Origin of the sequence: Centipeda noxia ATCC 43541 (assembly GCF_000160555.1) — a bacterium.
Lineage (GTDB): Bacteria > Bacillota > Negativicutes > Selenomonadales > Selenomonadaceae > Centipeda > Centipeda noxia.
This window is the reverse complement of record NZ_GG749280.1, coordinates 349,095-374,036: the sequence shown is the minus strand read 5'-3', so window position 1 is coordinate 374,036 and position 24,942 is coordinate 349,095. Positions and strand designations below refer to the sequence as shown.

The following is a 24,942-nucleotide window of genomic DNA, read 5'->3' as shown; positions in this document are numbered from 1 at the left end:
GTCCCCTTTTGAAAATCATGCTTTCGGCGGGGGAAACCTCGGGCGATCTCCACGGAGCGGCACTCGCACGCGAACTGCGTGCGCTGGATCCCTCCATTGCTCTGATCGGCTTCGGCGGGGCGGAGATGGCAGCGGCGGGGGTAACGCTCCGTCAGAACTATACGGACTACAACGTCATGGGCATCTCAGCGGTGCTCCTGAATCTGCGCCGCATCTTCGCTCTTTTGGACGATCTCACACATCTGATGGAGGAGGAGCGTCCGGACGTTCTCGTCATCATCGACTATCCGGACTTTAATTGGCGGCTCGCGGCGCGGGCGAAAGAGCGGGGGATCCCCGTTTTTTCTTATATTCCGCCTTCTGCATGGGCGTGGCGCAAGGGGCGTGCAAAGTCCTGCGCGGCGCTCGCCGATGAAATTGTCGCGATCTTCCCGCATGAGCTTCCGCCCTATGAGGCGGCCGGGGCGAACATCTCCTTTGTCGGCAATCCGCTCATCGATACGGTGCGTGCAGAGATGGAGCCGGAGGAGGCGCGCCGGCACTTTGGCATCGAAGAGAACGATGTGCCGATTCTCCTCATGCCGGGCAGTCGGCGCGAGGAGATTGAGCGCCTCCTTCCTCCCATGCTCGGTGCGGCAGAGATCCTGCAGACGCGGGATCCCGCGCGGCGCTTTTTCCTGCCTGTGGCGGGCGGGGTCGATGAGCAGCGTATCGAGGAACATCTGGCAGCGTCTCCGGTGGAGGTTACGCTGACACATGACGCGCGCTATGCCCTCATGAAGGCTGCACGCGCAGCAATTGCGGCCTCGGGGACGGTTGTCATGGAGGCCGCCGTTATGGGACTGCCCGCCGTTGTCCTTTACCGGATGTCTGCGCTCTCCTATTTCGTCGGGCGTCTGCTCGTTGATGTGCCGCGCTTTTCCCTGCCGAATATTCTGCTCGGCGAGACGTTCGAGACCGAGCTTTTGCAGGGAGCAGTACAGCCGGAGCGCATCGCCGCGGCGATGGAACCGATCATCGCGGACGGCGAAGCACGCTCCTATGTAACGGAGCGTCTTGCACGCGCGGTGGAGATGCTGGGCGAACCCCATGCGGCACGCCGTGTTGCGGAAAAGATTATCGCGCTGGGCAGACGTGTATAATATATCCTTTCCAATGGGAGAGCTATGAAGAATTATAAGAGACTGCTGACCTACATGCGGCCCTATGTCAATAAGCTCGGGCTGGCGATTGTGTTCATTATCCTCGCCTCAGCGGCGAATCTATACGTCCCGTGGATCATCAAGGACATGATCGACGATGTCCTCGCAGATAAGAACATGGCACTTTTGAATGCCATCTGCATCGGCATTGTCGTCATCTTTTTCCTGCGCGGGATTTTTTATTTTGGGCAGTCCTATCTCGTCTCCTACATCGGGCAGAAGGTTATCATTGACGTGCGCGAGGTCATGTTCCGCAAATTCCAGCGGATGCCGCTCGCGTACTATGACCGGCACCAGACGGGCGAGATCATGAGCTTTGTCACGAACGACGTAGCGGCGATCCAGTCGGCGCTCGTGGACAATCTGATCGACCTCGTGACGGAGGGCTGCATCCTCATCGGATCGCTTGTCCTCATGTTCTACCTCGACTGGAAGCTCTCGCTCCTGACGCTTGTCGTTATCCCGATGGTCGGGCAGGCGATGAAGATCTTCGGACGCAAGATCAAGAAGTCCAGCAACGTCATTCAGCAACGCCTCGCCGAGATCACGGCGCTCCTGCAGGAGAGCTTCTCCGCGACGCGCGTGGTGAAGTCCTTCGTGCGCGAGGACTATGAGATCGACCGCTTCGTACGCAGCAATCAGCGCAACTTCGAGGCGGTGATGAAGAACGTCCAGCAGACGAGTATGCTCACGCCGACGGTGGAGTTTCTCGCGGCGATTGCCGTCACACTCATCGTCTGGTTCGGCGGCTACGAGGTTGTCAACGGTGAGATTACGGCGGGTGCGTTCGTCGCGTTCCTGACCTACGCAGTCAACCTCGCAAATCCCGTCAAGCGGCTTTCGCGCATCTACGGAAACCTGCAGAAGGCGATGGCTGCAGTGGACCGCGTATTTACGGTCGTTGATCTCGAGGAGAGCATCACAGACCGGCCCGGTGCGCAGCCGCTCCCTCCGGTAAAGGGGCATGTGCGCTTTGATCATGTCACGTTCTCGTATAAGGAAGGACGCCCTGCGCTTGACGGCATCACCCTTGAGGCACAGCCGGGCGAGATGATTGCCTTTGTCGGCCCGTCGGGTGCGGGGAAGTCGACGATTGCAAATCTCATTCCGCGTTTTTACGAAGCGGACAGCGGCGTGATTACGGTCGACGGACACGATATCCGCGACGTGACGCTCGCATCGCTGCGCGGGCAGATCGGACTCGTGCCGCAGGAGACGATGCTGTTCTCCACGACGATCCGCGAGAATATCCGCTACGGGCGCCTCGACGCGACGGACGCGGAGATCGAGGAGGCGGCACGCGCAGCGAACGCGCATAACTTCATCATGGAGCTCGAGCGCGGCTACGATACCGAGATCGGCGAGCGCGGCGTGAGCATCTCCGGCGGACAGCGCCAGCGCATCGCCATCGCGCGCGCGATCCTTAAGGATCCGCGCATCCTCATCCTGGACGAGGCGACTTCGGCGCTCGATACGGAGAGCGAGAAGATTGTGCAGGCAGCGCTGGACAACCTCATGGTCGGCCGCACGAGTTTCGTTATTGCGCACCGTCTCTCCACGGTCTTCAACGCCGACCGTATCTATGTCATCGACGGCGGGCGCATCGTGGAGCAGGGGACGCACGAGGAGCTTCTTGCAAAGGGCGGGCTCTATCAGCATCTTTATGACATTCAGTTTCGGGGAGAGTGACGCATGCGATTTCTCTATAATTTAGCAGCAATCCTCATCGTCACCATCATCATACCGATCTTTATGCTGCGCGCGACACGCGAGCGCGGCTTTGTTGAGCGCATCAAACAGAGCTTCGGCTTCTATCCGCAGGAAACCATCGACAAGGTGGCGGGCAAGAACGCCATCTGGGTGCATGCGGCGTCCGTCGGCGAGATCGTGGCGACGAGCCCGCTCGTGCGCGAATTCCGCAAGGCGTTCCCGGACAGCCCCATTCTCGTCTCCGTTGTTACGACGGGCGGCTATGAGATGGCGCACCGCATCATTAAGGATGCGGACGCAATCATCTACTTCCCGCTCGATCTGCCCTTCCTCGCTTCACGCGTTGTGGGGCGCATCCGTCCGCGCGTATTCCTGCCCGTGGAGACGGAGCTTTGGCCGAACTTTCTCAAGAAGGCAAAACAGCTGGATGTTCCCGTCATGATGGTCAACGGGCGCATCAGCGACCGCAGCGTCAAGCAGTATAAGTATCTGTTCGGCATGCTGCGCGAGATGATCGGAACGGTGAAATGCTTCGCCATGCAGTCGAGCATCGACGCGGACTACATCATGCGCCTCGGCGCGCCGCGTGAGCTCGTCACAGTCACGGGCAATACGAAGTTCGATCAGGCGTATACGAGTGTCAGCCCTGAGGAACGGGCCGCGCTCATCAAGGAGCTCGGCCTGGAGGGCGCGAGCCGCATCATGATCGCAGGCTCGACGCATCGCGGCGAAGAGGAGCTGGTGCTCGCTGCCTTTGCCGCCGTGCGTGCAAAAGATCCGAACGTGCGGCTCATCATCGCGCCGCGTGAGGTGCTGCGCACGATGGAGGTGGAGCATCTCTGCCGCAAGGCGGGCTTTACCGTCAATACGCGAAAGAACCTGCAGAAGGGTGCTGCGGGCGGCGAGGATATCGTCGTCCTCGATACGGTCGGCGAGCTCGGGCGCGTTTATGGGCTCGGAGATGTCATCTACATCGGCGGCAGCCTGATCCCGCACGGCGGACATAATATTCTGGAGCCCGCGGCGCACGGCAAGGCGATCATCGTCGGCAGTCAGATGTTTAATTTCAAGGATATCCACGCACTCTTCCGCAACCGCAACGCCGTTGTAACGGTCACGAGCGGTGCGGAACTGACACGCGAGACCCTGCGCCTCTTCGGCGACGATGCTGAGCGGCAGCGGCTCGAGCGCGAGACACTTGCCATCATCAACGAGAATAAGGGCGCCTCGAAGAAGTCCGCGCAGATCCTTGTCGATATGCTCGCGGCATACGAGGCACGCCGTGCTCTCCGCGCACAGCAGGGCATCAGCAACCATCGCGTGCAGGCGACGCAGAAAGTCGCGAACTTCCAGACCTACTTCATCGATCTCGTTCATGACAAAGAGGTGCGCGGCGTCTCGCGCAGGCTCATCATGGCGATCTTCTACGGGTTCTCACTCATCTATGAACAGCTCGTTAATCTCAAGCTGACCATGTATCGCTGGGGCTGGGTTAAAAAAGAGCAGCTGGACTGCTTCGTCATCAGTCTCGGCAATGTTACGGTCGGCGGTACGGGCAAGACGCCGACGGCACAGCACCTCGCGCGTGCGATTCACGAGATGGGCTACCGCGTTGCGATCCTCAACCGCGGCTACCGTGCGAAGTGGCGCGGCGATGTCGGCATTGTCTCGGACGGACGTGCGCTGAAGATGGATGCCGAGACGGCGGGCGACGAGGCATTTATGCTGGCAAAGCATCTGCCGAACGTTCCTGTCCTCATCGGACCGAAGCGTGCGGTCACGGGGCGCTATGCAATTGAGCATTTCGGCGCGGAGGTGGCCATCCTCGATGACGGCTACCAGCACTGGCAGCTTGAACGCGACATGGACATCCTGCTTGTGGACGCCGTGAACGTCTTCGGCAACGGCTATCTCCTGCCGCGCGGGACCCTGCGCGAACCGCTCTCGCATATTGACCGCGCCGACGTCTGCCTGATGACGAAGGTCGATCAGGCGGCGCCCGGCGCGATTCCGTATATCTGGGAGACGTTCCGCAGCTACAATCAGGACGGGCTCATCATTGAGAGCATCCACCAGCCGCGCCAGTTCGTCCGCCTTTCCCACTGGTATGAGGACATCGGCGCAGGCGGCATTCCCGCCACTGAGATGGAGGGGAAAAAGGTGCTCGCCGTCTCGGCGATCGGCAACCCCGCTTCGTTTGAGCAGACGCTGACCGATCTCGGCGTCGAGATGGTGGAGAGCATGCGCTATCCGGATCACCACGACTACGGCGAGCGCGACATGGCAGAGGTGCTCTACCGTGCGGAGACGCTCGGCGTCGAGGCGATCGTCATTACGGAGAAGGACGCGGTGAAGGTGCCGGGCGATGTCGTGCGCGCGAAGTGGCGCGTACCCATCTATGTGATCTCCGTCGAGGTCACATTTCAGAAAGGGCGGGAGGCGTTCTTCCGCACACTCAAGGAGCAACTTGCGGCGAAACTGGGCAACGGACGCCATATGCCGCAGGAGGCTGATGTCGTATGAAAACAGGTGAATAACGTGAAAGTTCTTTGCATTATCCCGGCGCGTTATGCATCGACGCGTCTGCCCGGCAAGCCTCTGCGCGATATTGCCGGGAAACCCATGGTTGTGCGCGTCTGCGAGCGGGCGGCCCGGGCGAAGCTTGTGCAGGATGTTGTTGTAGCAACGGACGATGCGCGCATCTGCGCCGCTGTTGAGGAGCATGGAGGGCGCGCCGTTATGACGCGCGCCGATCATGCGACGGGGACGGATCGTCTTGCTGAGGTTGCGGAGAAGATGCGGGACTATGATCTCATCATCAACGTGCAGGGCGATGAGCCGCTCATCGATCCCGGCGTGATCGATGCGCTTGTCGAGCCGTTCCTTGCAGATGAAAAACTTCCAATGGCGACGGCAAAGACACTTCTCACAGACGAGGCGGAGATGGAGAACCCGAACAACGTCAAGGTCATTGTCGACCGTGCAGGGAATGCGCTCTATTTCTCCCGTGCCCGCATTCCCTATGCGCGGAATCCCGGCGCGAAGGTCTATAAGCACATCGGCATCTACGCCTACCGCCGCGACTTCCTGCTGGCCTATGCGCGCATGGCACAGACGCCGCTCGAGCTCTCCGAGTCGCTCGAACAGCTGCGTGCGCTCGAGAACGGGCACCGCATCCGCGTCATTGAGACAGACGCCGTGTTCATCGGCGTCGACACAGAGGAAGATCTTGCGGCTGCCAATGCGGCGTATCGGGATTTGACCCCGGATTGACCATTGCGCGCGAAATCCTTATAATAATGAATATAAATTCCCCATACAAAAGAACTGCATGATCGCTGAAAGGAGCCATGAAGATGAACAAAGTGAAGCTGGCGAATTTTGAAATCGGCGGCGGTGAGCCGCTCGTTCTCATCGCGGGACCCTGCGTCCTCGAGGGGTTGGAGCGCTCCCTCATGATCGGGCGCGGCATCAAGGAGATTACGAATCGTCTCGGCATCCCCTATGTATTCAAGGCATCCTTTGACAAGGCAAACCGTTCTGCCTATCACAGCTTCCGCGGCCCCGGCATGGAGGATGGTCTCAAGATGCTCAAGAAAATCCGCAGGGAGCTGAACGTCCCCGTTGTGACCGATATCCATGAGACCTGCCAGGCAGAGCCTGCGGCGAAGGCCGTGGATATCCTGCAGATCCCCGCATTTCTTTCGCGCCAGACCGATCTCCTGCACGCGGCGGCACAGACCGGCGCGATTGTCAACGTAAAGAAGGGACAGTTCCTCTCACCGAATGATATGCGCAACGTCGTCGACAAGATCCACGAGAGCGGTAGCGAGCGCATCCTCCTCACGGAGCGCGGCGCAAGTTTCGGCTACAACAATCTCGTCGTGGACATGCGGGCATTTCCGATCATGCGCAGCTTCGGCTATCCGGTTATCTTTGACGGCACCCACAGTGTGCAGCTGCCGGGAGGCGCCGGAACGAGTTCCTCGGGGCAGCGCGAATACGTCGAGTATCTCGTGCGCGCTGCTGTCGGCGCGGGCGTTGACGGCCTCTTCCTCGAAGTGCATGACAATCCGCCCGAGGCGCTCTCGGACGGCCCGAATATGGTCTATCTGGATAAGCTTGAGGAGCTGCTGAAGGAAGCCCTCGCCATCTATGAAGTTGTGCGCAGGAAGCTGAACTAGGAGAATCACATGGCAAAGAGCACAATCCGAGAAAAAGCAATCGAGACGCTGGAGCTTGAGGCAAAGGCAGTCGCGCAGCTCACAGAGCGCATCGACGATGACTTCGAGGCGGCGGTGCGGGCGATCCTGGACTGCAAGGCGCGTATTGTCGTCACGGGTATGGGCAAATCCGGCCATGTCGGCCGCAAGATCGCCGCGACGCTTGCGAGCACCGGGACCCCCGCCTTCTTCATGCATCCGGCGGAGGCATTCCACGGCGATCTCGGCATGGTGACGGAAAACGACATCGTCATTGCCATCTCGAACAGCGGCGAGTCGAATGAGGTCGTTAATATCCTCTCGATCATCCACCGCATCGGCGCGCGCATCATCGCCATGTGCGGACGGCGAAAATCGCAGCTCGGCCGCAGTGCGGATTTTTACATCGACATCGGCGTAGAGCGAGAGGCATGTCCGCTGGGACTGGCACCGACCAGTTCCACGACTGCAACGCTTGCGATGGGCGATGCGATTGCAATGGCGCTCATGGAGGCGCGCGATTTCAAGAAGGAGGATTATGCCCTCTTTCATCCGGGCGGCGCACTCGGACGCAAACTCCTCCTCACAGTGGCCAACGTCATGCATACGGGCGAGGAGAACCCGGTCGTTTCCTACAACACCACGGCAAAGGACGCACTCTTCGTCATGACGGACAAGGGACTCGGTGCCGCTTCCGTTGTGGATGCGAACGGGAAATTTATCGGGCTTGTCACCGACGGCATCATCCGCCGCGCTCTGGCAAAGGATTACAACTTTCTCGACAAGGATGTCGAGAGCATCATGTTCGCCACGCCGCTCACGATCACACCGGACAAGATGGCGGCGGCGGCGCTTTCCGTCATGGAGAAGCATCAGCCGCGCCCCGTCACGGTTCTGCCCGTCGTGGATGAGACGGGCATCCCCGTCGGTATTGTCCATCTCACGGACCTTCTGCGGCAGGGAGTCGTCTGATGCCGATCCGCGAACAGGCCATTGAACGCGCGAAGAAGATCAAATGCATCATCCTTGATGTAGACGGCGTGCTTACGGACGGGGGCATCTACGTTGCGCCCGACGGGAGCGAGCTCTATAAGCCGTTTTTTGCGCGCGACGGACTCATTATCTCGCTTGCACGCAAGGTCGGCGTCACAACCGCTGTGATTACGGGGCGCGCATCGAGCATCGTGGAGAACCGCATGCGCGAGCTGCACATCGACCTCGTCTACCAGGGCAGCCTCGACAAGCGCGCGGCGTATGCGGACATTAAGGGGCGCACGGGGCTCGGCGATGCGGAGATCGCCTACATCGGCGACGATATCGTCGATCTGCCCATCCTGCGCGAGGTCGGACTGCCCTGCGCCGTGGGGGATGCCGTACCCGAGGTACGCGAGACCGCGCAGATCATTGCCGCGGCACCCGGCGGCCGCGGCGCCGTGCGCGAGATTTACGAGATCATACTCAAGACGCAGGGGCTGTGGGAGCGTATTCTCACAGCATTTCAGAACGATGCCGACGGCATCGCGCAATAACCATGGAATCTCCCAAAGAAAGGAGGTGCGGCAGACGTGCTGTATCGTACACTGATGTTCCTGAGCTGGCTTGCCTGCCGCACGCCGCGGCCGATCCTGCTCGGTGCAGGCTGGGTGCTCGGCAATCTCTACTATTTCTTTATTGCAAAGATGCGCCGCCGCGCAGTCGAGCACATGATGCCCGCACTCGGCATCGACGAGACGGAGGCAAAGAAACTCGTGCGTGCCTCCTTTATCAATATGGCGCGCAATGTTCTTGATATTCTCGCCATGCCGATGCTGAACGAGAAAAACCTCAGCGACTACATCGAGATCGACCATCTCGAGCGCATGCAGGAGGCTCTCGCCGAGGGGCGCGGCGTCGTTGTGCTCACGGGGCATGTCGGCTGCTGGGAGTGGCTCTCGGCGGCGTTTACACTGAACGGGATGCCCGTCAGCGCGATCGCAAAGCCGCAGCCGAACATCCAGTATACACGCGCGCTCGATGATCTGCGTGCGACCATTCACGTCGAGATCTTCTCGCGCGGGACGAGTGAGCTGATCGCTGCGGCACGCGCGCTCAAGAGGGGGCGCCTCCTCGGCTTTCTCGCCGATCAGGACGGAGGCCCCGGCGGCGCGTTCATCGACTTCCTCGGGCGTACGGCGTCCACGCCGCTCGGCCCGGCAGTTTTCTCGCGCAAGTTCAAGTCACCCGTCGTTCCGGCATTTATCCTGCGCCAGCCGAACGGAAAGCACAGGGTCGTTGTCGGCGAGATCATGCGCTGCCCGAACACGGGGGACAGCGACCGCGATCTGCATGAATTCACCGTGCAGATGACGGCGATTGTCGAGCGCATCATTCGCGAGAATCCGACGCAGTGGATCTGGTTCCAAAAGCGTTGGAACACTCCTCCTGCGGAGCAGAAGATCGGAAAGCACCATGTATCGGCCGCACAGGAGGAGGGGGATTGATGACGCACAAAAAGATGATCTACGGCGGCGCCGCCGTATTCCTGCTCGGCCTCATCATCTGGGCGATCGTGACCGTGCCGGAGACGCCGTCTCCCGATGCCCCGTCCGGACCGCGCATCATGTCCTACGAAAATAATACGATTCATGAAGAGCGCGACGGACGCACCGTCTGGACGCTCACGGCAAAGCGCGTGAATGTCGACATCGACACGAACGATACGACGATGCAGGGGATCGAGGGCACCTTTTACAGCGCGGATGGGCGTACGCTCGCACTGCAGGCGGATGAGGGGCATATGGACAGCGCGACGCGCAATATTGTGCTCACGGGCAGCATCGAGGCGACCACGAGCGACGGAGCCAGCCTGCGCGCCCAGGAACTCAAGTGGACATCGGCAGAGGGCGTGCTCACTGCCGAGGGGGATGCCGAGATTACGCGCGACGACATTCGCGCAACGGGCGACCGCATCGCGAGCACCGATGAATTCGAGAGGTTTACGATTACAGGAAACGCACGTGTAGAAAAGGGTGGGGCAAAATGATGACGAAGAAACTGTACCGCGGCGTCCTTCTGCTGCTTGCGGCAGCTGCTGTCGGCACGGCGGCATCGGCAGCGCAGCCGGGCAGAGAGCCGACGAACCTCACGGCGGACAGCCTCACCTACGATACGCGCACGGGCGTTGTTACGGCGGAGGCGAATGTCCGCATGGAGCAGGGCACAGGCTGGGTTGAGGGAGCGCGTGCCACCTACAACACACGGACCGAGGAGGGCACCGTCGAAGGCGGCGTCCGTGCGATGCGCGAGGATATGCAGCTTTCCTGCGACCGGCTCTTTGCGCAGGGACAGAATCATTGGCAGGCAACGGGCAGCGTCCGCATGGTGAAGGCGGACCGCACCTTCACGGGACCGCAGGCCGACTATTATCCTGCCCAGAACGACTATCTCCTCGCCGCATCGGGCGGCACAATCACGAGCGCTGACGGCACGCTTTCGGCAGATCGTCTCGAGGGCTGGCTCAAGGAGAACCGCTTTACCGGTGTCGGCAATGCGCACCTTGTGAGTCCGCCGCGCGATTTGGAGGGCGGCGGCGACCGCATGAACTACTTCGGCAATGCGGAGAGGCCGTACGTCGTGCTCGACGGCAATGCGTGGGTGTTTCAGGGCAACAACATGGCGCGCAGCAATCACATGACCGTCTACCTCGCGGATGACGGCAAAGCCGTGACCGAGTGAGGGGGCGCTGTCTTGCATCTCGAATCCCGTAATCTCATCAAAAAATTTGGCAGCCGCACCGTCGTTGACCGCATCTCTGTCCGCATCGACAAGGGCGAGATCGTCGGCCTCCTCGGCCCCAACGGCGCGGGCAAGACGACGACGTTTTACATGATCGTCGGTTTGGAGAAGCCGACGCACGGCGATGTCTATCTCTCGGACATCTGCATCACGGACTATCCCATGTATCGGCGCGCCGAGCTCGGCATCAGCTACCTAACGCAGGAGCCGTCCATCTTTCGCAAGCTTACTGTGACGGAGAACATTGCTGCAATTCTCGAGACGACAAAGCTCTCGAAGGCAGAGCAGAAACACCGCCTCGACGGTCTCCTCGAGGAGTTCCACATCGGCCATGTTCGCGACCGGCGCGGCACAGAGCTCTCAGGAGGCGAACGCCGCCGCGTCGAGATCGCACGCTGCCTTGCGCTTGAGCCGCAATTCATCCTCCTGGATGAGCCGTTCGCGGGTGTTGACCCGCTTGCCGTCGCAGATATCCAGGAGATCATTGAGTACCTGCGCCAGCGCGGCATGGGAATCCTCATCACCGACCACAATGTGCGCGAGACCCTTCACATCGTCGACCGCGTCTACCTTCTCAGCGAGGGCAAACTCCTCATCGAGGGCGACAGCAAGACCATCGCCGAGAGTCCCATCGCGCGGAAATTCTACCTCGGAGAAAATTTCAGCCTTTGAAAAAATCCAGCCGATCTGCGTGCGCAGGTCGGTTTTTTGATGGAGGCCGAATAGGCATGATAAATCCCCCAGTTCAACTAACTGGGGGAGAAAAATCTTATAGAAAAAGGGAGCGCCTCCTATGCTGAACCAGAGTGGCCCGACAACCACGAATGAAGGACAGCATAGGAGGCGCTTGTCAATGCATGATGCAAAAATTTTATCACACAGTAAATGGAGACGTAAAGCCCGCGATAATAGTGTGCTTCGATGCACCTTTTAAGGTGCTGCACAAGCAGTTGGCCCTTATAGGGGATGTTCGAACCGCCGATTCAACGGATGATTTTGATTTTCCTACGCGATGTAGCGACGGTAGGCGTCGAGGAGAAAGAGGGCGGCGGCCATGCCGATGGTGACGAAGCTGCCGCGCGTGACGAGCATCATCTGCACCTCGGAGAGACGATGCGCTGCGTGACGGCGCGTATAGGTGAGGATGAGCGAGATCGTCAGCAGAATATACATCGAGAGCATGACGGTGTCAAATATTTCCCACGATGCTCCGATGACCAGAATCGAGAGCATAATGAGGAAGATGAGGATATAGTCTTTGCTGGGAGGGCGCTCCGCGGGGTTCTTTTCCTGGGGGGCGACCTTGTGCTGCAGTTTCCTTAACATTCGTGCCATATCTGTCCGTCCTTTTGATGATTTATTGTATAATGTTGTCAGTATAGCACAGATAAAACTTTGCCGCCATATGGTTTTTGAGAGCGGCGAAGCAATCATCAAAATCTAAGGATCGGTTCGGAAAGCGGAGGCGATCGGCTGAGGGCGTGAAAATTTGTGCGCCTTTGGCATCCGAAGCGGCGTGCGGCCGGCGAAAAATAATCTTGACAGAAAATCGTTCCCTTGTTAGAATAACATCTGTTCATTGACACAACTGTCGTAGGATGCGGAAGTAGCTCAGTGGTAGAGCACCACCTTGCCAAGGTGGGGGTCGCGAGTTCGAGCCTCGTTTTCCGCTCCATTTTGCGGAAGTAGCTCAGTGGTAGAGCACCACCTTGCCAAGGTGGGGGTCGCGAGTTCGAGCCTCGTTTTCCGCTCCATCGCTTTCCATACCTGCGCACTGCGCAGGTTTTTTTGAAGAAGAGAGCTCTTCGGCGTTCTCCAATTTGTTTGGGGCCTATAGCTCAGTTGGTTAGAGCAACCGGCTCATAACCGGTCGGTCCTTGGTTCAAGTCCAAGTGGGCCCACCAATCGAAATGAGAGCATCGCGCAGGTGATGCTTTTTTTATTTCTCGCGGGGAGGTGCATGCAATGCTGCGGGAAACAGATTTTGTGCGCGCCGTGCGGGATGCGGGCGCGCGCGTCTTTCGCGTGGGCGGCTGCGTGCGCGATCGCTTCCGCAATGCGGAGGCAAAGGATGTCGACTATGTTCTGACGGGCATGGCAGAGGAGAACTTCTGCGCGATTTTCCCGCGCGCGGAGAAGATCGGCAAGTCATTTCCGGTCTATCATGTTCGCATTGACGGCAGCCGCCGCGAGGTCTCTTTTGCGCGCAGAGAGGTCAAGGCGGGGACGGGGTACCGCGGCTTTGCCGTTGCATTTGATCCGTCTGTGACGATCGAAGAGGATCTCTATCGGCGCGATACGACGATGAACGCGATGGCGCTGGAACTGCCCGGGGAGGTGCTGCTCGATCCCTACGGCGGCCGTGCGGATATTGCGGCGGGCGTCATACGCGCCGTCTCCGAACACTTTACAGAGGACCCGGTGCGCGCGCTGCGTGCTGCGCGGCAGGCGGCAGAGTTCGGATTCATGGTAGAGGAACGGACCATCGCGTATATGCGCAGCTGCGCTGATGAGCTGCAGGATGAACCGGCAGAGCGCCTTATGGGTGAGCTGCACCGCGCGCTTGCCGCGCAGCGTCCTTCCTCCTTTTTTCGCGTGCTGCAGGCGGCGGATCTCCTCTCGGTGACCTTTCCGGAGATCGCGGCGCTGGAGGGGCAGACGCAGCCGACCGATTTTCACCCGGAGGGCGACGCCTTCGCTCACACGATGGCGATGGTCGATGCCGCTGCCAAGGAGACGGCGGATGTGCGCACGCGGTTTGCTGCGCTTGTTCATGATCTCGGCAAGGGCCTGACGCCGAGGGAACTGCTGCCGCATCATTACGGACATGAGAAGACGGGCCTCGATGCGCTTGCAGCATGGGACCGCCGCATGACGCTCCCGCGCATGTGGAAGAAAGCGGCTGCCTTTGTCATTCGTCAGCATATGCGTGCGCCGCGCCTCACGCATCTCGGCAAAATTGTCGATCTTCTTTTCGGTGTCGCAGCATCGGGGCTTTCGATGCGGGAGTTTAACGTCATTATCCGTGCGGATCATGGGAGCCTGCCGGATTACCTCCGAGACGGGGAGGAATACCTTGCCGTCATGCGCAGCGTCGACGGGAGCAATGCGCCGCCGGCGCTGCATAATGCTGAGATCGGAAGATGGCTGCGCGATGAGCGTATCCGCACGCTGAAAAAATTCTTGTTGGAGAAGTAATCGGCGTGGTATAATAAAACGGAGCAGAGTAAAAGCTGAGTAGGAGGCGCGTATTGATGGACAAGATGATCCTGCCCTATCGCGGCAAAGCCCCAGTGATTGATCCGACGGTATTCCTTGCTCCGATGGCTGCGGTCATCGGGGACGTGACGATCGGTGCGGGCTCGAGCGTCTGGTTCGGCGCCGTCGTACGCGGTGACTTTCAGCCGATTACAATCGGGCAGAATACGAATATCCAGGACAATGCGACCATTCACGTGATGCGCGATGTACCCGTCCACATTGGGAACAACGTGCTGATCGGACACAATGCGGTCGTGCACTGCAGCCGCGTCGGCGACAATACGCTGATCGGCATGGGCTCGATTGTGATGGGCTATTCCGAGATCGGCGAAAATGTTGTGATCGGGGCAGGCACATTCCTTCCGCAGCATAAGAAGATTCCGTCGAACTCGCTTGTGTTCGGCAATCCCGCTCAGATCGTGCGCGCACTGCGTGACGATGAAATCGAAGCGCTGCAGGAGGCAGCAGAGAACTATGCCAATCTTGGCGTGGAGTACAAACGTATCGTTGAGGAGTTGAAGTAATGGAACAGACACTGGTTCTCATTAAACCGGACGCCGTACGGGCGCGTCACATCGGAGATATTACGAAGGCATACGAGGAGGCGGGGCTTCAGATCCGCGCGATGAAGATGATGCAGATGACAGACCGCATCGCGCGCATCCACTATGAGGAACATCTCGCAAAGCCGTTCTACGGCGAGCTCTCCGCGTTCATGACGGGAGCGCCTCTCGTTGCCATGGTGCTCGCGGGCGAGAATGCGATTGCGCGCGTGCGCGAGCTTCATGGTGCGACGAATCCGGCGAATGCGGCGGAGGGAACCATCCGCAAGCGCTTTGCAAAGGACGGAAGCGAGAACGCTGTACACGCTTCGGACAGTCCGGAGAGCGCTGCGCGCGAGATTCATATCTTCTTCAGTGAGACAGAGATTTTCTAAAAAAAGTGAGTTTAACTGCCCGGCTGCACGCATCCTGTGCGGCTGGGCAAATTCATCCGCAAGAGGAGGAAATAGGATGAGCGTCACAACGAAGACAGGCGATAAGGGGCAGACGCGCCTCTTTACAGGGCAGTCGATCGCAAAGGACGATCTGCGTGTCGAGACATACGGGACGATCGATCAGCTGACTGCAACGATCGGCATGGCACGCGCCTTCGCTCAGAATGCGCGCGTGAAGGAGCTGCTCTTTCAGCTGCAGAAGCAGCTCGGCATACTCATGGCGGACTTCGCGAGCCGCGGGCAGGAACCGATGATTACGGAGGAGATGCTGCAGTCCATCGAGGCTGAGATCACGAATATCGAGGGCAGTCTCCCGCCGCTGACAAAATTCCTCGTGCCGGGCGAGACGAAGGCGGAGGCGTTCCTCGACTTTGCGCGCACAACGGCGCGGATGGCGGAGCGGCGTGCATGGTCGCTCTCCCGCCGCGGCACGGTGGAGGACATCGACCTGCGTTACCTCAACCGCATCTCGGACTATCTCTTTATCCTGATGCGCCTTGAGAACGAGGATATTCCGCGCCGGTGAAGACACAGTTTGCGATCCTGGACGGGAGCAGTCTCTTTTTCCGTGCGTTCTATGCTCTGCAGCTGCCGCCGAATGCGCGCGGCGTCCATACGAATGCGGTGCACGGCTTTGCCATGATGCTGGTGAAGCTGCTGAAGGAGCTTGCGCCGGAGCAGATTGTCATTGCCTTTGACAAGAGCCGTACAACATTCCGCACAGAAATCTACCCGGACTACAAGGGAACGCGGGATAAGACGCCGGAGGAGCTGACCGCGCAGATCCCGCTGCTGAAAGAGCTGGCAGAGGCCCTCGGGATCCCTTTCCTGGAGCGCGATCATTACGAGGCAGACGATATCATTGGCACGCTCGGCACGCAGGCGGTAGATGAGGGGACAGAGACTGCCGTTGTGACGGGCGACCGCGATGCGCTGCAGCTCATTCGTCCGCATCTCACGGTCATGCTGACGAAAAAGGGCATCAGTGAGATGAAGTCGTATGATGCTGCGGTGTTTGAGGAGGAGTACGGATTTGTGCCGGGACGCCTCATCGATATGAAGGGGCTGATGGGCGACAGTTCGGATAATATCCCGGGCGTGCCGGGCATCGGGCCAAAGACCGCCACGAAACTGCTGATCGCATACGGGAGCATCGAGAATGTTCTCGATCATGCAGCGGAAGTCAGCGGGAAAAAGCTCAGCACCTCGCTGATCGAATACCGCGATCAGGCACTTCTCTCGAAAGCGCTTGCGACAATTGAATGCAATGTGCCTAAACTCCGTTATCAGGCGGAGGATTTTCGCATGCGGCCTGATCTTGGTGCGCTTGAGGCGTTCTGCCGGGAATACGAACTGCGCACGGTCTGGCGCACGCTGTCGGACTACTTGAAACCGACTGCGGCTGCTTCTGCTGCGGTGGAGCAGTCCCTCTTTGCAGAGAACACGGCAGCAGCCGTGCCCGATCTTATGGCGGCGGACTTGGATGCCGCGGACATGGAGGCACTCCGTGCGGCGGAGGAGATCGCCGTCGGTGCCGTATTCGGCGGAACAGCTCCTTTTGTGCGCCTTGAAGCGCTTGCCCTTGTCTATGAGGATGCATGCCGAATTGTACGCGCGGGGACGGCGCATTTCGATGCGGTGACTGCGCTGCTTGCGGAGCGCCCCGTTGTCCTTTGGAACGCAAAGCGCTACGTGCATGCAGGACTTTCGATCGGTGCAGATGCCTTTGACCTCGAGCTGGGCGACTATCTCCTTCATCCTGAGGAGAGTCGGCGTGATATCGAGCGCACAGCATTTGCGCTGTGCGGGGATGCCGCGGAGGCACCCGCGGATCTTTCGGATGAGCAGAGAGCCGAGCGCGAGGCGCAGCTTGCCGCGCGTCTGCACTCTCCCCTGCAGGCCGCGCTCGCGGAGGCGGGCCTCCTGCCGCTCTATCAGGATGTGGAGCTGCCGCTCGTCCCCGTACTCGCGGCGATGGAGCAGACGGGCATCTATGTGAACCGTACGGCGCTCGAACGGGAGCGCGCAGCGGCGAATGCGCGCATCGATGCGCTCGCGGAGGAGATCCATGCGCTTGCAGGCATGGAGTTCAACATCAGCTCCCCCAAACAGCTCGGAGAAGTTCTCTTTGAGCGCCTTGAACTGGCGGCGGGTACGAAGATCAAAAAGACCAAGACGGGCTACTCGACGAATGCCGAGACGCTGGAGGAGCTGCGCGATCGGCATCCCATCGTGGACAAGGTGCTGACCTACCGCATGTGGACCAAACTGCGCTCAACCTATCTCGACGGTATTGGTGCGCTCATCCGTCCCGAGACGGGGCGCGTATACACGAACTTTAACCAGACGGTGACGGCGACAGGACGGCTCTCGAGCTCTGATCCGAATCTGCAGAACATCCCCGTACGGACGGAGGAGGGGCGCGCCGTACGTGCGCTCTTTGAGCCGGGCGAGGGATACGATGTGCTGCTCTCGGCAGACTACTCGCAGATCGAACTCCGCATCCTCGCACACATGTCGGGGGATGCGACGCTCATCGACGCGTTCCGCCACGGGCAGGACATTCATGCACGTACGGCGGCGGAAGTGTTCGGCGTGCCGATCGATGCGGTGACGGGCGAGCAGCGCCGCCGAGCTAAGGCGGTCAACTTCGGCATTGTCTACGGACTCAGCGACTACGGCCTTTCACGCGACCTGCGCATCCCGCGCAAGGAGGCGGCGGGGTATATTGAGCGCTACTTTGAACGCTATCACGGCGTGCGCGAATTCCTCGACAAGACGGTTGCCGACGCACATGCGAACGGCTATGTGACGACGCTCTACGGACGGCGGCGCGAGCTCTCGGCGATCAACAGCCGAAATTATATGCAGCGTTCCTTTGCCGAGCGTATGGCGATGAATACGCCGATTCAGGGCACGGCGGCGGATCTCATCAAGATCGCGATGATCCGCGCCCATGATGCCCTGCATGCAGCAGGCGTAAAGAGCCGCATTCTCCTGCAGGTGCACGACGAACTCGTGCTGGAGGCTGCGGAGGCGGAGATCGCGCAGGTGAGCGGCCTCCTGCGCACAGCGATGAGCGGTGCGGCGGAGCTCGCCGTTCCGCTCGCCGTGGATGTGCATATCGGAAAGAACTGGGCGGAGGCGAAGTGACGGGTGAAGATCATCGGACTTACCGGCGGGATCGCCTGCGGAAAATCCACCGTCAGTAAGGCCCTGCGCGCGCTCGGTGCATACATCGTCGATGCCGATGCAGCGGCGCATGCGCTCTCCCAGCCGAAGCAGCCGCTCTTTAATGCCTATGTGGAGCGCTTTGGCGCAGATATCGTGGGCCCCGGCGGCACGCTCGACCGTGCGGCGATCGCACGGCTCATCTTTGCCGATCCGGCACTGCGGGCAGAGGTTGACGCCATTGCACATCCGCTCATCCGTGCTGAGGCAGAGCGCCGGTTGGGGGCGGCGCGCGCCGCAGGAGCAAAGGCCGCAGTGCTCGATGTGCCGCTCCTCTTTGAGGCGGGGTGGGATGCGATCCCCGATGAGACGTGGGTCGTCATGCTCCCGGAGGAGGAGCAGCTTGCGCGTCTGTGTGCGCGGAATCCTCTGATGAGCCAGCGCGAAGCGCGGGCACGCATTGCCGCGCAGATGCCGCTCGCAGAGAAATGCGCACGCGCGGATGTCATTATCGACAACAGCGGGACGAAGGAAGAGACGCAGCAGCGCGTTAAGGAACTTTGGAGGGAGCGTATCATTGAGCGTGCGTAATATTCGGAGAGGATTTTGGCTGCTTCTGCGCCTTATGGTTGTTACCTCTGTCGTATTCGCTCTTCTCGGCGGCTGGGCATGGCTGGAGCGCAGCTATATTTATCCCTACGATTACCGCAGCTATATTGAGATGAGTGCGGCCCGCCACCATACGGATCCCTATCTTGTCGCAGCGCTCATCAAGCACGAGAGCAAGTTTCAGGCGGAGGCGCAGTCCGACGGCGGCGCGATCGGACTCATGCAGCTCATGCCGCAGACGGCAGCGTGGATTGCCCGCCAGCTCGGCGAATCCTTCACCAAGGACGATCTTTATGATCCCGCGTTCAACATTCGCTACGGTGTGTGGTATCTCGCGGAGCTCGAGCGCGAATTCGGCGGCAACGATATCCTGGCGCTCGCGGCATACAATGCGGGACGCGGCAATGTGCGCGACTGGATGGAGCGCTGGCACTGGAACAATACGTTCAACGAAATCGAGGCGATTCCCTATCCGGAGACGCGGCTCTATGTGCGCCGCGTGCTCGAGGACAGGGAGCAGTATAAGAGGCTCTACGAAGAATGAACAAGACCTATCGGATTCTCCCCAGCGCGGAGGACATGCTCCTCCGCCTTGTGCGCGGACTCGCCCTCTCCGATGCGGAGCGGGCTCTTTTGCGTGCGTGCACGCTGCGTCATGTCGAGGTCTCGGCAGAGGAAAATACGTGGGAACTCGTCGTCGGCACCCCCTCCGTCCTCGATGACGAGCTGCTGGAGCGCATCGCTGAGCAGGTTGCGGAGAATTACCAGCTCTCGCAGGCGCTTGTTCAGCAGAATGTCGTTGCTCTCGAAAGCGCCGTTGCACCTCTTTGGGAGCGCGTGATCAATGAGGCGGCGGCTGGAGATACGGCCCTTTTCCATACGCTGCGCCAATCGGAGTATGCAGTGGACGGCAATGTCATCCGCCTCTCCGTACCCGGAAACTTTGGAACGGAACTCTTCATGCAGAGTGCAGCGGCCAAGCGCATCGAGGATGCCGTCCGCGGGAACATCGGCTGCGCGTGCCGCGTGGTCTGCATGGAGTGCGCGGTAGACGGCGACCTTCCGGGGGCGGACTGGACGCCGCCCGTCATGCCTGCTCCCGTGAAAAAGGAGGGCACGGAACCTTCCGCTGCTCCTGCACGCGGGGCAAAGACGGGCAAAAAGAAAGAACTGCCCGCCGGCGTCATCGTGGGACGGGGCGTTTCGGGCGAGGCACGGACACTCGGCACGATTGAAGATGAGGTCAAGAATGTCGTGCTCGCGGGCGAGATCTTCGCTCCGCAGGCGAATAAGCTCAAGTCCGGCGCCTATATCCTCCTGCTCAAATTTGCCGATGCCACAAACGGCATCGCATGCAAGAAATTCATCGGGGCACGCGGCAAGACCACCCAGGAGGAGGTTGATGCGGAGGTCGAGCGCATCTTGAAGGCGATCGGCAAGGGATGTTCCGTCCGGATTCAGGGCAAAATCGAATACGACAAATTCATCAGCGACTACGTGCTCTTCATCGACAGCATGGAGCGGCGCATAGTGCCGCAGCGCGAGGATACCGCGGAGGAAAAGCGCGTCGAGCTCCACGCCCATACGAAGATGAGCGCGCTCGATGCCGTCGTTCCGCCGAAGATGCTCGTCGAGACGGCGGCACGCTGGGGCTGGCCCGCCGTTGCCATCACCGATCACGGCGTCGTGCAGGCATTCCCGGAGGCTATGAATACGGCGCGTGCACTCAAGAAGAAAGGCGTCGATATCAAGGTCATCTACGGGATGGAGGGCTACCTCGTCGACAGCAGCGACGACGCGCGTGCCTATCACATCATTTTCCTTGCGAAGAATAAGACGGGGCTCTACAATCTCTACAAACTCGTTTCGCTGTCGCATATCCGCTACTTCCGCGGGACGAAGAAGCGCGGCCGGCCGCGTGTGCCGCGCGCTGTGCTCGAGCAGTACCGTGAGGGAATCATCGTGGGCTCTGCGTGCGAGGCAGGCGAGCTTATCCGCGGCATCGTTGCGGGACGCCCGGATGAGGAACTTGAGGAGATTGCAAAATTCTACGACTTCCTCGAGATCCAGCCCATCCATAACAACGACTTCCTGAAGATCGACGACCGTTTCCCGATTCACACGGACGAAGACCTCAGAGACATCAACCGCAAAGTGGACGCACTCGCAAAGAAACTGAACAAACCCCTCATTGCAACCTGCGATGTGCACTTTCTCAATCCCGAAGATGCCGTTTACCGCGCGATGCTGCAGAAGGCGAACGGCTACCGTGACGCAGAGCGGCAGCCGCCGCTCTATCTGCGTACGACGGACGAGATGCTCGCCGAGTTCGACTATCTCGGCGCGGAGCGCGCCTATGAGTGCGTCGTTGCGAACCCGCGCCGCATCGCCGACGAGGTCGAGCACTTCCTGCCCATCCCCGACGAACTCTATGCGCCGACTGTGCCCGGCGCCGACCGCGAGATCCAGGAGATGTCCTATGCGCGCGCGCGCAAACTCTACGGCGAGAACCTGCCGCAGATTGTCGCCGACCGCCTCGAACTCGAGCTGAAGCCGATCCTCCGGCATGGTTTCTCTGCGCTCTACATCATCGCTCAGCGCCTCGTCAAGAAGTCCAACGACGACGGTTATCTCGTCGGCTCCCGCGGGTCTGTCGGCTCCTCCTTTGTCGCCACCATGATCGGCGTCACCGAGGTCAACCCGCTGCCGCCGCACTACCGCTGCCGGCACTGCCAGTACAATAAATTCATTGACGACGGCTCGGTTGGGAGCGGCTTTGATCTGCCGCCCATGGACTGTCCTGTCTGCGGCACGCCGCTCACCAAGGACGGACACAACATCCCATTTGCGGTCTTCCTTGGCTTTGACGGGGACAAGGTTCCGGATATCGACCTCAACTTCTCGGGCGACTATCAGCCTGTAGCACACAAATATACCGAGGTTCTCTTCGGCAAGATGAACGTCTTCCGTGCGGGCACCATCTCGGGCCTGCAGGACAAGAACGCCTACGGCTATGCCATGCACTACTATGAGGAACAGGGCGAGACAAAGGGGCGCCCCTACATCGAGCACATGATGCGCGGCTGTATGGGCGTCAAGGCGACCACGGGACAGCATGCGGGGGGCATCATGGTTGTGCCGCGCAATATGGACGTGCACTACTTCACGCCCATCCAGCGCCCCGCGAACAATATGGAATCGGACACGCTGACGACGCATTTCGATTACCACTCCATCAGCGAGCGCCTTGTTAAGCTCGACATTCTCGGGCACGATGATCCGACCGTCATTAAGATGCTCGAAGAACTCACGCACCGCGACCCTGAGACCATTCCGTTCGACGATCCCGCCACCATGTCCATCTTCACCTCGACTGAGGCTCTCGGCATCCGTCCCGAGGAACTCGGCGCAAATATGGGCACGTACGGCATCCCGGAGTTTCGCACCTCGTTCACACAGAAGATGATCGACGATTCGAACCCGGACTGCTTTGCCGATCTCGTGCGCATCTCAGGATTTTCCCATGGCACGAATGTCTGGCTCGGCAACGCGCAGGATCTCATCAAGGCAGGCACCAGCACGCTGAAGGATGCCATCTCCGCGCGCGACGACATCATGAACTACCTCATGCAGAACCGCATCGATCCGCTGCTCTCGTTCAAGACCATGGAGAACGTGCGCAAGGGCAAGGGCATCGCGCCCGATGTCGTCGAGAAGCTGCGTGCAGGCGGCATCCCCGAGTGGTACATCGAGTCCTGCCAGAAGATCAAATATCTCTTCCCGCGTGCCCATGCGACGGCCTACGTCATGATGGGCTACCGCATCGCCTTCTGCAAGGTGCACTATCCGCTCGCGTACTACGCCGCATACTTTTCCATCCGCGCCGATGAGTTCGATGCGAACATCATCGCGAAGGGACAGACGGCGGTCAAGCAGGCGATCGATGCGCTGAATGCCGAGGCGCGCGAGCACCGCGGCAAACTGGACAACAAGAAGCAGGACATCCTCATTGTGCTCCAGCTGGCATGGGAGATGTACCTGCGCGGCTACTCCTGCGAGCCGGTCGATCTGTACGAGTCCGATGCGGAGAAATTCATTCTCCGCGAAAAGTCGCTCCTCCCGCCGTTTACGGCACTCCCCGGCATGGGGCAAAAGGCTGCGCAGGCCATCGTCGAGGCGCGCAAGTACGGGCATTTCATCTCCATTGAGGATCTCGCCGCGCGCGCACATGTGCCCGCGCCTGCGATTGACGTCCTTCGGGCGCACGGCTGCCTCGACGGCATGACCGAGAGCAATCAAGTGGAGCTGTTCGCGTAGACGCCGTCTTCTTGGGGCGGGGACTTTTGCATCAAAGGATTTTATTGCTGCGGGGGCGATGCTTTTGGAAGACATCGCTCTTTTTGCTTTGCAGCGCAGGAAAATCTCTCCGAATAAACTTAAGCTGTACGCGTATTTCTCCGATATATTTTGCAAGACGGCAGATCTCCGTCTATTTGTGCAATCATAGAACAAAACCATAGACAACAGTCAGGGAGGCAGTCTTTATGGCGATGGTGGTCAAGAACAATATGCAGGCGGTGAATACGCTCAACACGCTTAACAAGAATCAGAGCGAACTGTCGAAGAGCCTGCAGAAGGTCTCCTCGGGCATGAAGATCAACAGCGCCGGCGACGATGCCTCCGGAATGGCGATCTCCGAGCGGATGCGCGTGCAGGTGCGTGCCCTCGATCAGGACAACGACAATACGATGAACGGCTCTGCGCTTCTGCGGACGGCAGAGGGTGCTGTGCAGTCCACAATCGAGATCTTAAAGACCCTCAAGGAGAAGGCGATCAACGCGGCGAACGATACGAACACCGACGAAGACCGCAGGCTCATCCAGAAGGAAGTCGATCGTCTCATCGACCAGATCGATGACAATGCGCTGACGACCTATAATGGAAAATATCTCGTGGACGGATCGAAGAACTCTCTCGTGGCCGGGAACAACGGGTTGGGGACAGCAACGAGCTTTACCAACATGAGCCTCGCAACGACTACGGATCCCAGCGACTTCCTGACGGAGCTGAAACGCCGCGACGGCAACGATGTGGGTATTCATCCATCGGACACGATCACGGCGTCGTGGGTAATGAACGGTGTTACGTATACGGGATCGATTTCTCCGATCGGGGATACAACGACGCTGTCTGATGCCATAGATATTATTACAAATTCACATGCCGGCTACTTTGGCAACGATGCTTGGGTCGGGATAGACGCATACGGCAAGAGAGTATATACACCGGACAATAAGCCGGGCATTACGATTCGTGCTTCGCATGAAGGGGCGGATCATCAGATCGCCGGGATCACCTTCCGTGTGACGGATAGTAGAGGGAACATGCGGAACGAAGTCAATGCCGTTCTCGATGATTTTCGCGAGACGGTGCGGGCACAGAACCCATCCCCCGACAATTCACTTGTACTTCAGACGGGGACAAGAGCGAACCAGGCGATTAGAGCAGGGTTTACCGATATGCGCTCAGCGGCACTCGGACTGCAGGCCCCCAATGGACAGGGGTGGGACCGCACCGCCATTATCCATCCCTCCGGCCACCGGATCGATGTGGTCGGAGCAGGACCAAAGGTCCAAGTGACCACGAGGGAAGCTGCAAATGCGGCGATCAATGTGTTCCAGAATGCCCTTATCAAGGCGACCGATCAGGCGATTGAGATCGGGGCACTGCAGAACCGTCTCGGCTATACCAGCAGCAACCTTACCACTGCTTCGGAGAACGTGCAGGCATCCGAGTCCACGATTCGCGATGCGGACATGGCAAAGGAAATGACTGCATATACGAAGCATAACGTGCTCACACAGTCGGCACAGGCAATGCTTGCACAGGCCAACCAGAATTCCAGCGCAGTCCTCAGTCTCCTTCAGTAATTAAGATTCCTCCAATGGTCCTAGGACTATTGGAGGAATTTCTTGTTTTTAGACTTTGTATATGCTATTATTAAACTAGGTATAAT

21 protein-coding genes and 3 tRNA genes are annotated in these 24,942 nt (G+C 59.5%); 23 read left to right on the top strand and 1 reads right to left on the bottom strand.

The window, feature by feature from the left end; translation table 11 throughout:
• Positions 1 to 8 precede the first annotated feature (8 nt).
• From lpxB to lptB, 11 genes are all read left to right on the top strand, one after another.
• On the top strand, positions 9 to 1,142 hold the full coding sequence (gene lpxB, locus HMPREF7545_RS05725) for a lipid-A-disaccharide synthase (RefSeq protein WP_040571231.1): 1,134 nt from the start codon (positions 9 to 11) through the stop codon (positions 1,140 to 1,142).
• A gap of 24 nt (positions 1,143 to 1,166) precedes the next feature.
• Complete coding sequence (gene msbA / locus HMPREF7545_RS05720; RefSeq protein ID WP_006694742.1) at positions 1,167 to 2,891, top strand: lipid A export permease/ATP-binding protein MsbA; 1,725 nt, start codon at positions 1,167 to 1,169, stop codon at positions 2,889 to 2,891.
• 3 nt (positions 2,892 to 2,894) lie between these two features.
• The gene (gene lpxK, locus HMPREF7545_RS05715; RefSeq protein ID WP_006694741.1) at positions 2,895 to 5,435 is read left to right on the top strand and encodes a tetraacyldisaccharide 4'-kinase; all 2,541 of its coding nucleotides are present in this window, start codon (positions 2,895 to 2,897) and stop codon (positions 5,433 to 5,435) included.
• Between the two features lie 15 nt (positions 5,436 to 5,450).
• Entirely contained in the window at positions 5,451 to 6,185 is a 735-nt protein-coding gene (gene kdsB / locus HMPREF7545_RS05710; RefSeq protein ID WP_006695852.1) for a 3-deoxy-manno-octulosonate cytidylyltransferase, read from the top strand.
• Between the two features lie 83 nt (positions 6,186 to 6,268).
• Positions 6,269 to 7,096, top strand: a complete 828-nt coding sequence (gene kdsA, locus HMPREF7545_RS05705) for a 3-deoxy-8-phosphooctulonate synthase (RefSeq protein WP_006695851.1) — start codon at positions 6,269 to 6,271, stop codon at positions 7,094 to 7,096.
• Between the two features lie 9 nt (positions 7,097 to 7,105).
• Entirely contained in the window at positions 7,106 to 8,086 is a 981-nt protein-coding gene (locus tag HMPREF7545_RS05700) for a KpsF/GutQ family sugar-phosphate isomerase (protein WP_006694738.1), read from the top strand.
• A complete protein-coding gene (locus tag HMPREF7545_RS05695; RefSeq protein WP_006694737.1) occupies positions 8,086 to 8,643 on the top strand; it encodes a KdsC family phosphatase in 558 nt (185 codons plus the stop codon). Before HMPREF7545_RS05700 ends, HMPREF7545_RS05695 begins: the two co-directional genes overlap by 1 nt.
• Before the next feature lie 36 nt (positions 8,644 to 8,679).
• The gene (locus HMPREF7545_RS05690; protein WP_006695850.1) at positions 8,680 to 9,594 is read left to right on the top strand and encodes a lysophospholipid acyltransferase family protein; all 915 of its coding nucleotides are present in this window, start codon (positions 8,680 to 8,682) and stop codon (positions 9,592 to 9,594) included.
• Positions 9,594 to 10,136, top strand: a complete 543-nt coding sequence (gene lptC, locus HMPREF7545_RS05685; protein WP_006694735.1) for an LPS export ABC transporter periplasmic protein LptC — start codon at positions 9,594 to 9,596, stop codon at positions 10,134 to 10,136. The genes HMPREF7545_RS05690 and lptC overlap by 1 nt, the downstream gene beginning before the upstream one ends.
• The gene (locus HMPREF7545_RS05680; RefSeq protein ID WP_006694734.1) at positions 10,133 to 10,828 is read left to right on the top strand and encodes an LptA/OstA family protein; all 696 of its coding nucleotides are present in this window, start codon (positions 10,133 to 10,135) and stop codon (positions 10,826 to 10,828) included. Before lptC ends, HMPREF7545_RS05680 begins: the two co-directional genes overlap by 4 nt.
• 12 nt (positions 10,829 to 10,840) lie before the next feature.
• The gene (gene lptB / locus HMPREF7545_RS05675; protein WP_006694733.1) at positions 10,841 to 11,560 is read left to right on the top strand and encodes an LPS export ABC transporter ATP-binding protein; all 720 of its coding nucleotides are present in this window, start codon (positions 10,841 to 10,843) and stop codon (positions 11,558 to 11,560) included.
• Between the two features lie 333 nt (positions 11,561 to 11,893).
• On the opposite strand, the gene HMPREF7545_RS05670 is transcribed toward lptB, so the two are convergent.
• Positions 11,894 to 12,223, bottom strand: coding sequence for a hypothetical protein (locus HMPREF7545_RS05670; RefSeq protein ID WP_006695849.1), 330 nt, complete (start codon positions 12,221 to 12,223; stop codon positions 11,894 to 11,896).
• Between the two features lie 265 nt (positions 12,224 to 12,488).
• On the opposite strand from HMPREF7545_RS05670, the gene HMPREF7545_RS05665 reads away from it, so the two are divergent.
• The 12 genes from HMPREF7545_RS05665 to HMPREF7545_RS05610 all read left to right on the top strand — a co-directional run bounded on the left by HMPREF7545_RS05665 (position 12,489) and on the right by HMPREF7545_RS05610 (position 24,856).
• A tRNA-Gly gene (locus HMPREF7545_RS05665) sits at positions 12,489 to 12,563 on the top strand.
• Positions 12,564 to 12,567: 4 nt separating this feature from the next.
• Positions 12,568 to 12,642, top strand: a tRNA-Gly gene (locus HMPREF7545_RS05660).
• A gap of 73 nt (positions 12,643 to 12,715) precedes the next feature.
• Positions 12,716 to 12,792 (top strand) — tRNA-Ile (locus HMPREF7545_RS05655).
• 61 nt (positions 12,793 to 12,853) lie between these two features.
• A complete protein-coding gene (locus tag HMPREF7545_RS05650) occupies positions 12,854 to 14,086 on the top strand; it encodes a tRNA nucleotidyltransferase/poly(A) polymerase-related protein (protein WP_006694730.1) in 1,233 nt (410 codons plus the stop codon).
• A 56-nt stretch (positions 14,087 to 14,142) separates the two neighbouring features.
• A complete protein-coding gene (locus tag HMPREF7545_RS05645) occupies positions 14,143 to 14,673 on the top strand; it encodes a gamma carbonic anhydrase family protein (RefSeq protein WP_006694729.1) in 531 nt (176 codons plus the stop codon).
• Complete coding sequence (gene ndk, locus HMPREF7545_RS05640) at positions 14,673 to 15,086, top strand: nucleoside-diphosphate kinase (RefSeq protein WP_006694728.1); 414 nt, start codon at positions 14,673 to 14,675, stop codon at positions 15,084 to 15,086. The genes HMPREF7545_RS05645 and ndk overlap by 1 nt, the downstream gene beginning before the upstream one ends.
• Positions 15,087 to 15,162: 76 nt before the next feature.
• Complete coding sequence (locus tag HMPREF7545_RS05635; RefSeq protein WP_006694727.1) at positions 15,163 to 15,672, top strand: cob(I)yrinic acid a,c-diamide adenosyltransferase; 510 nt, start codon at positions 15,163 to 15,165, stop codon at positions 15,670 to 15,672.
• A complete protein-coding gene (gene polA / locus HMPREF7545_RS05630; RefSeq protein WP_006694726.1) occupies positions 15,669 to 18,299 on the top strand; it encodes a DNA polymerase I in 2,631 nt (876 codons plus the stop codon). The genes HMPREF7545_RS05635 and polA overlap by 4 nt, the downstream gene beginning before the upstream one ends.
• Positions 18,300 to 18,302: 3 nt before the next feature.
• The gene (gene coaE, locus HMPREF7545_RS05625; RefSeq protein WP_006694725.1) at positions 18,303 to 18,908 is read left to right on the top strand and encodes a dephospho-CoA kinase; all 606 of its coding nucleotides are present in this window, start codon (positions 18,303 to 18,305) and stop codon (positions 18,906 to 18,908) included.
• Positions 18,895 to 19,470, top strand: a complete 576-nt coding sequence (locus tag HMPREF7545_RS05620; RefSeq protein WP_006695846.1) for a lytic transglycosylase domain-containing protein — start codon at positions 18,895 to 18,897, stop codon at positions 19,468 to 19,470. Before coaE ends, HMPREF7545_RS05620 begins: the two co-directional genes overlap by 14 nt.
• Positions 19,467 to 23,243 (top strand): PolC-type DNA polymerase III, encoded by a 3,777-nt coding sequence (locus HMPREF7545_RS05615; RefSeq protein ID WP_006694723.1) that lies wholly within the window; start codon positions 19,467 to 19,469, stop codon positions 23,241 to 23,243. The genes HMPREF7545_RS05620 and HMPREF7545_RS05615 overlap by 4 nt, the downstream gene beginning before the upstream one ends.
• A gap of 227 nt (positions 23,244 to 23,470) precedes the next feature.
• Complete coding sequence (locus HMPREF7545_RS05610) at positions 23,471 to 24,856, top strand: flagellin N-terminal helical domain-containing protein (protein ID WP_006694721.1); 1,386 nt, start codon at positions 23,471 to 23,473, stop codon at positions 24,854 to 24,856.
• Positions 24,857 to 24,942 lie beyond the last annotated feature (86 nt).

Bases quoted from the DNA above. Each gene is read 5' to 3' on its own strand.
- lpxK (WP_006694741.1), top strand. From the start codon at position 2,895: ATGCGATTTCTCTATAATTTAGCAGCAATCCTCATCGTCACCATCATC.
- HMPREF7545_RS05700 (WP_006694738.1), top strand. From the start codon at position 7,106: ATGGCAAAGAGCACAATCCGAGAAAAAGCAATCGAGACGCTGGAGCTT.
- HMPREF7545_RS05645 (WP_006694729.1), top strand. From the start codon at position 14,143: ATGGACAAGATGATCCTGCCCTATCGCGGCAAAGCCCCAGTGATTGAT.
- HMPREF7545_RS05670 (WP_006695849.1), bottom strand. From the start codon at position 12,223: ATGGCACGAATGTTAAGGAAACTGCAGCACAAGGTCGCCCCCCAGGAA.
- HMPREF7545_RS05695 (WP_006694737.1), top strand. From the start codon at position 8,086: ATGCCGATCCGCGAACAGGCCATTGAACGCGCGAAGAAGATCAAATGC.
- HMPREF7545_RS05615 (WP_006694723.1), top strand. From the start codon at position 19,467: ATGAACAAGACCTATCGGATTCTCCCCAGCGCGGAGGACATGCTCCTC.
- kdsA (WP_006695851.1), top strand. From the start codon at position 6,269: ATGAACAAAGTGAAGCTGGCGAATTTTGAAATCGGCGGCGGTGAGCCG.
- lptC (WP_006694735.1), top strand. From the start codon at position 9,594: ATGACGCACAAAAAGATGATCTACGGCGGCGCCGCCGTATTCCTGCTC.
- HMPREF7545_RS05635 (WP_006694727.1), top strand. From the start codon at position 15,163: ATGAGCGTCACAACGAAGACAGGCGATAAGGGGCAGACGCGCCTCTTT.
- HMPREF7545_RS05610 (WP_006694721.1), top strand. From the start codon at position 23,471: ATGGCGATGGTGGTCAAGAACAATATGCAGGCGGTGAATACGCTCAAC.
- msbA (WP_006694742.1), top strand. From the start codon at position 1,167: ATGAAGAATTATAAGAGACTGCTGACCTACATGCGGCCCTATGTCAAT.
- HMPREF7545_RS05650 (WP_006694730.1), top strand. From the start codon at position 12,854: ATGCTGCGGGAAACAGATTTTGTGCGCGCCGTGCGGGATGCGGGCGCG.
- ndk (WP_006694728.1), top strand. From the start codon at position 14,673: ATGGAACAGACACTGGTTCTCATTAAACCGGACGCCGTACGGGCGCGT.
- HMPREF7545_RS05680 (WP_006694734.1), top strand. From the start codon at position 10,133: ATGATGACGAAGAAACTGTACCGCGGCGTCCTTCTGCTGCTTGCGGCA.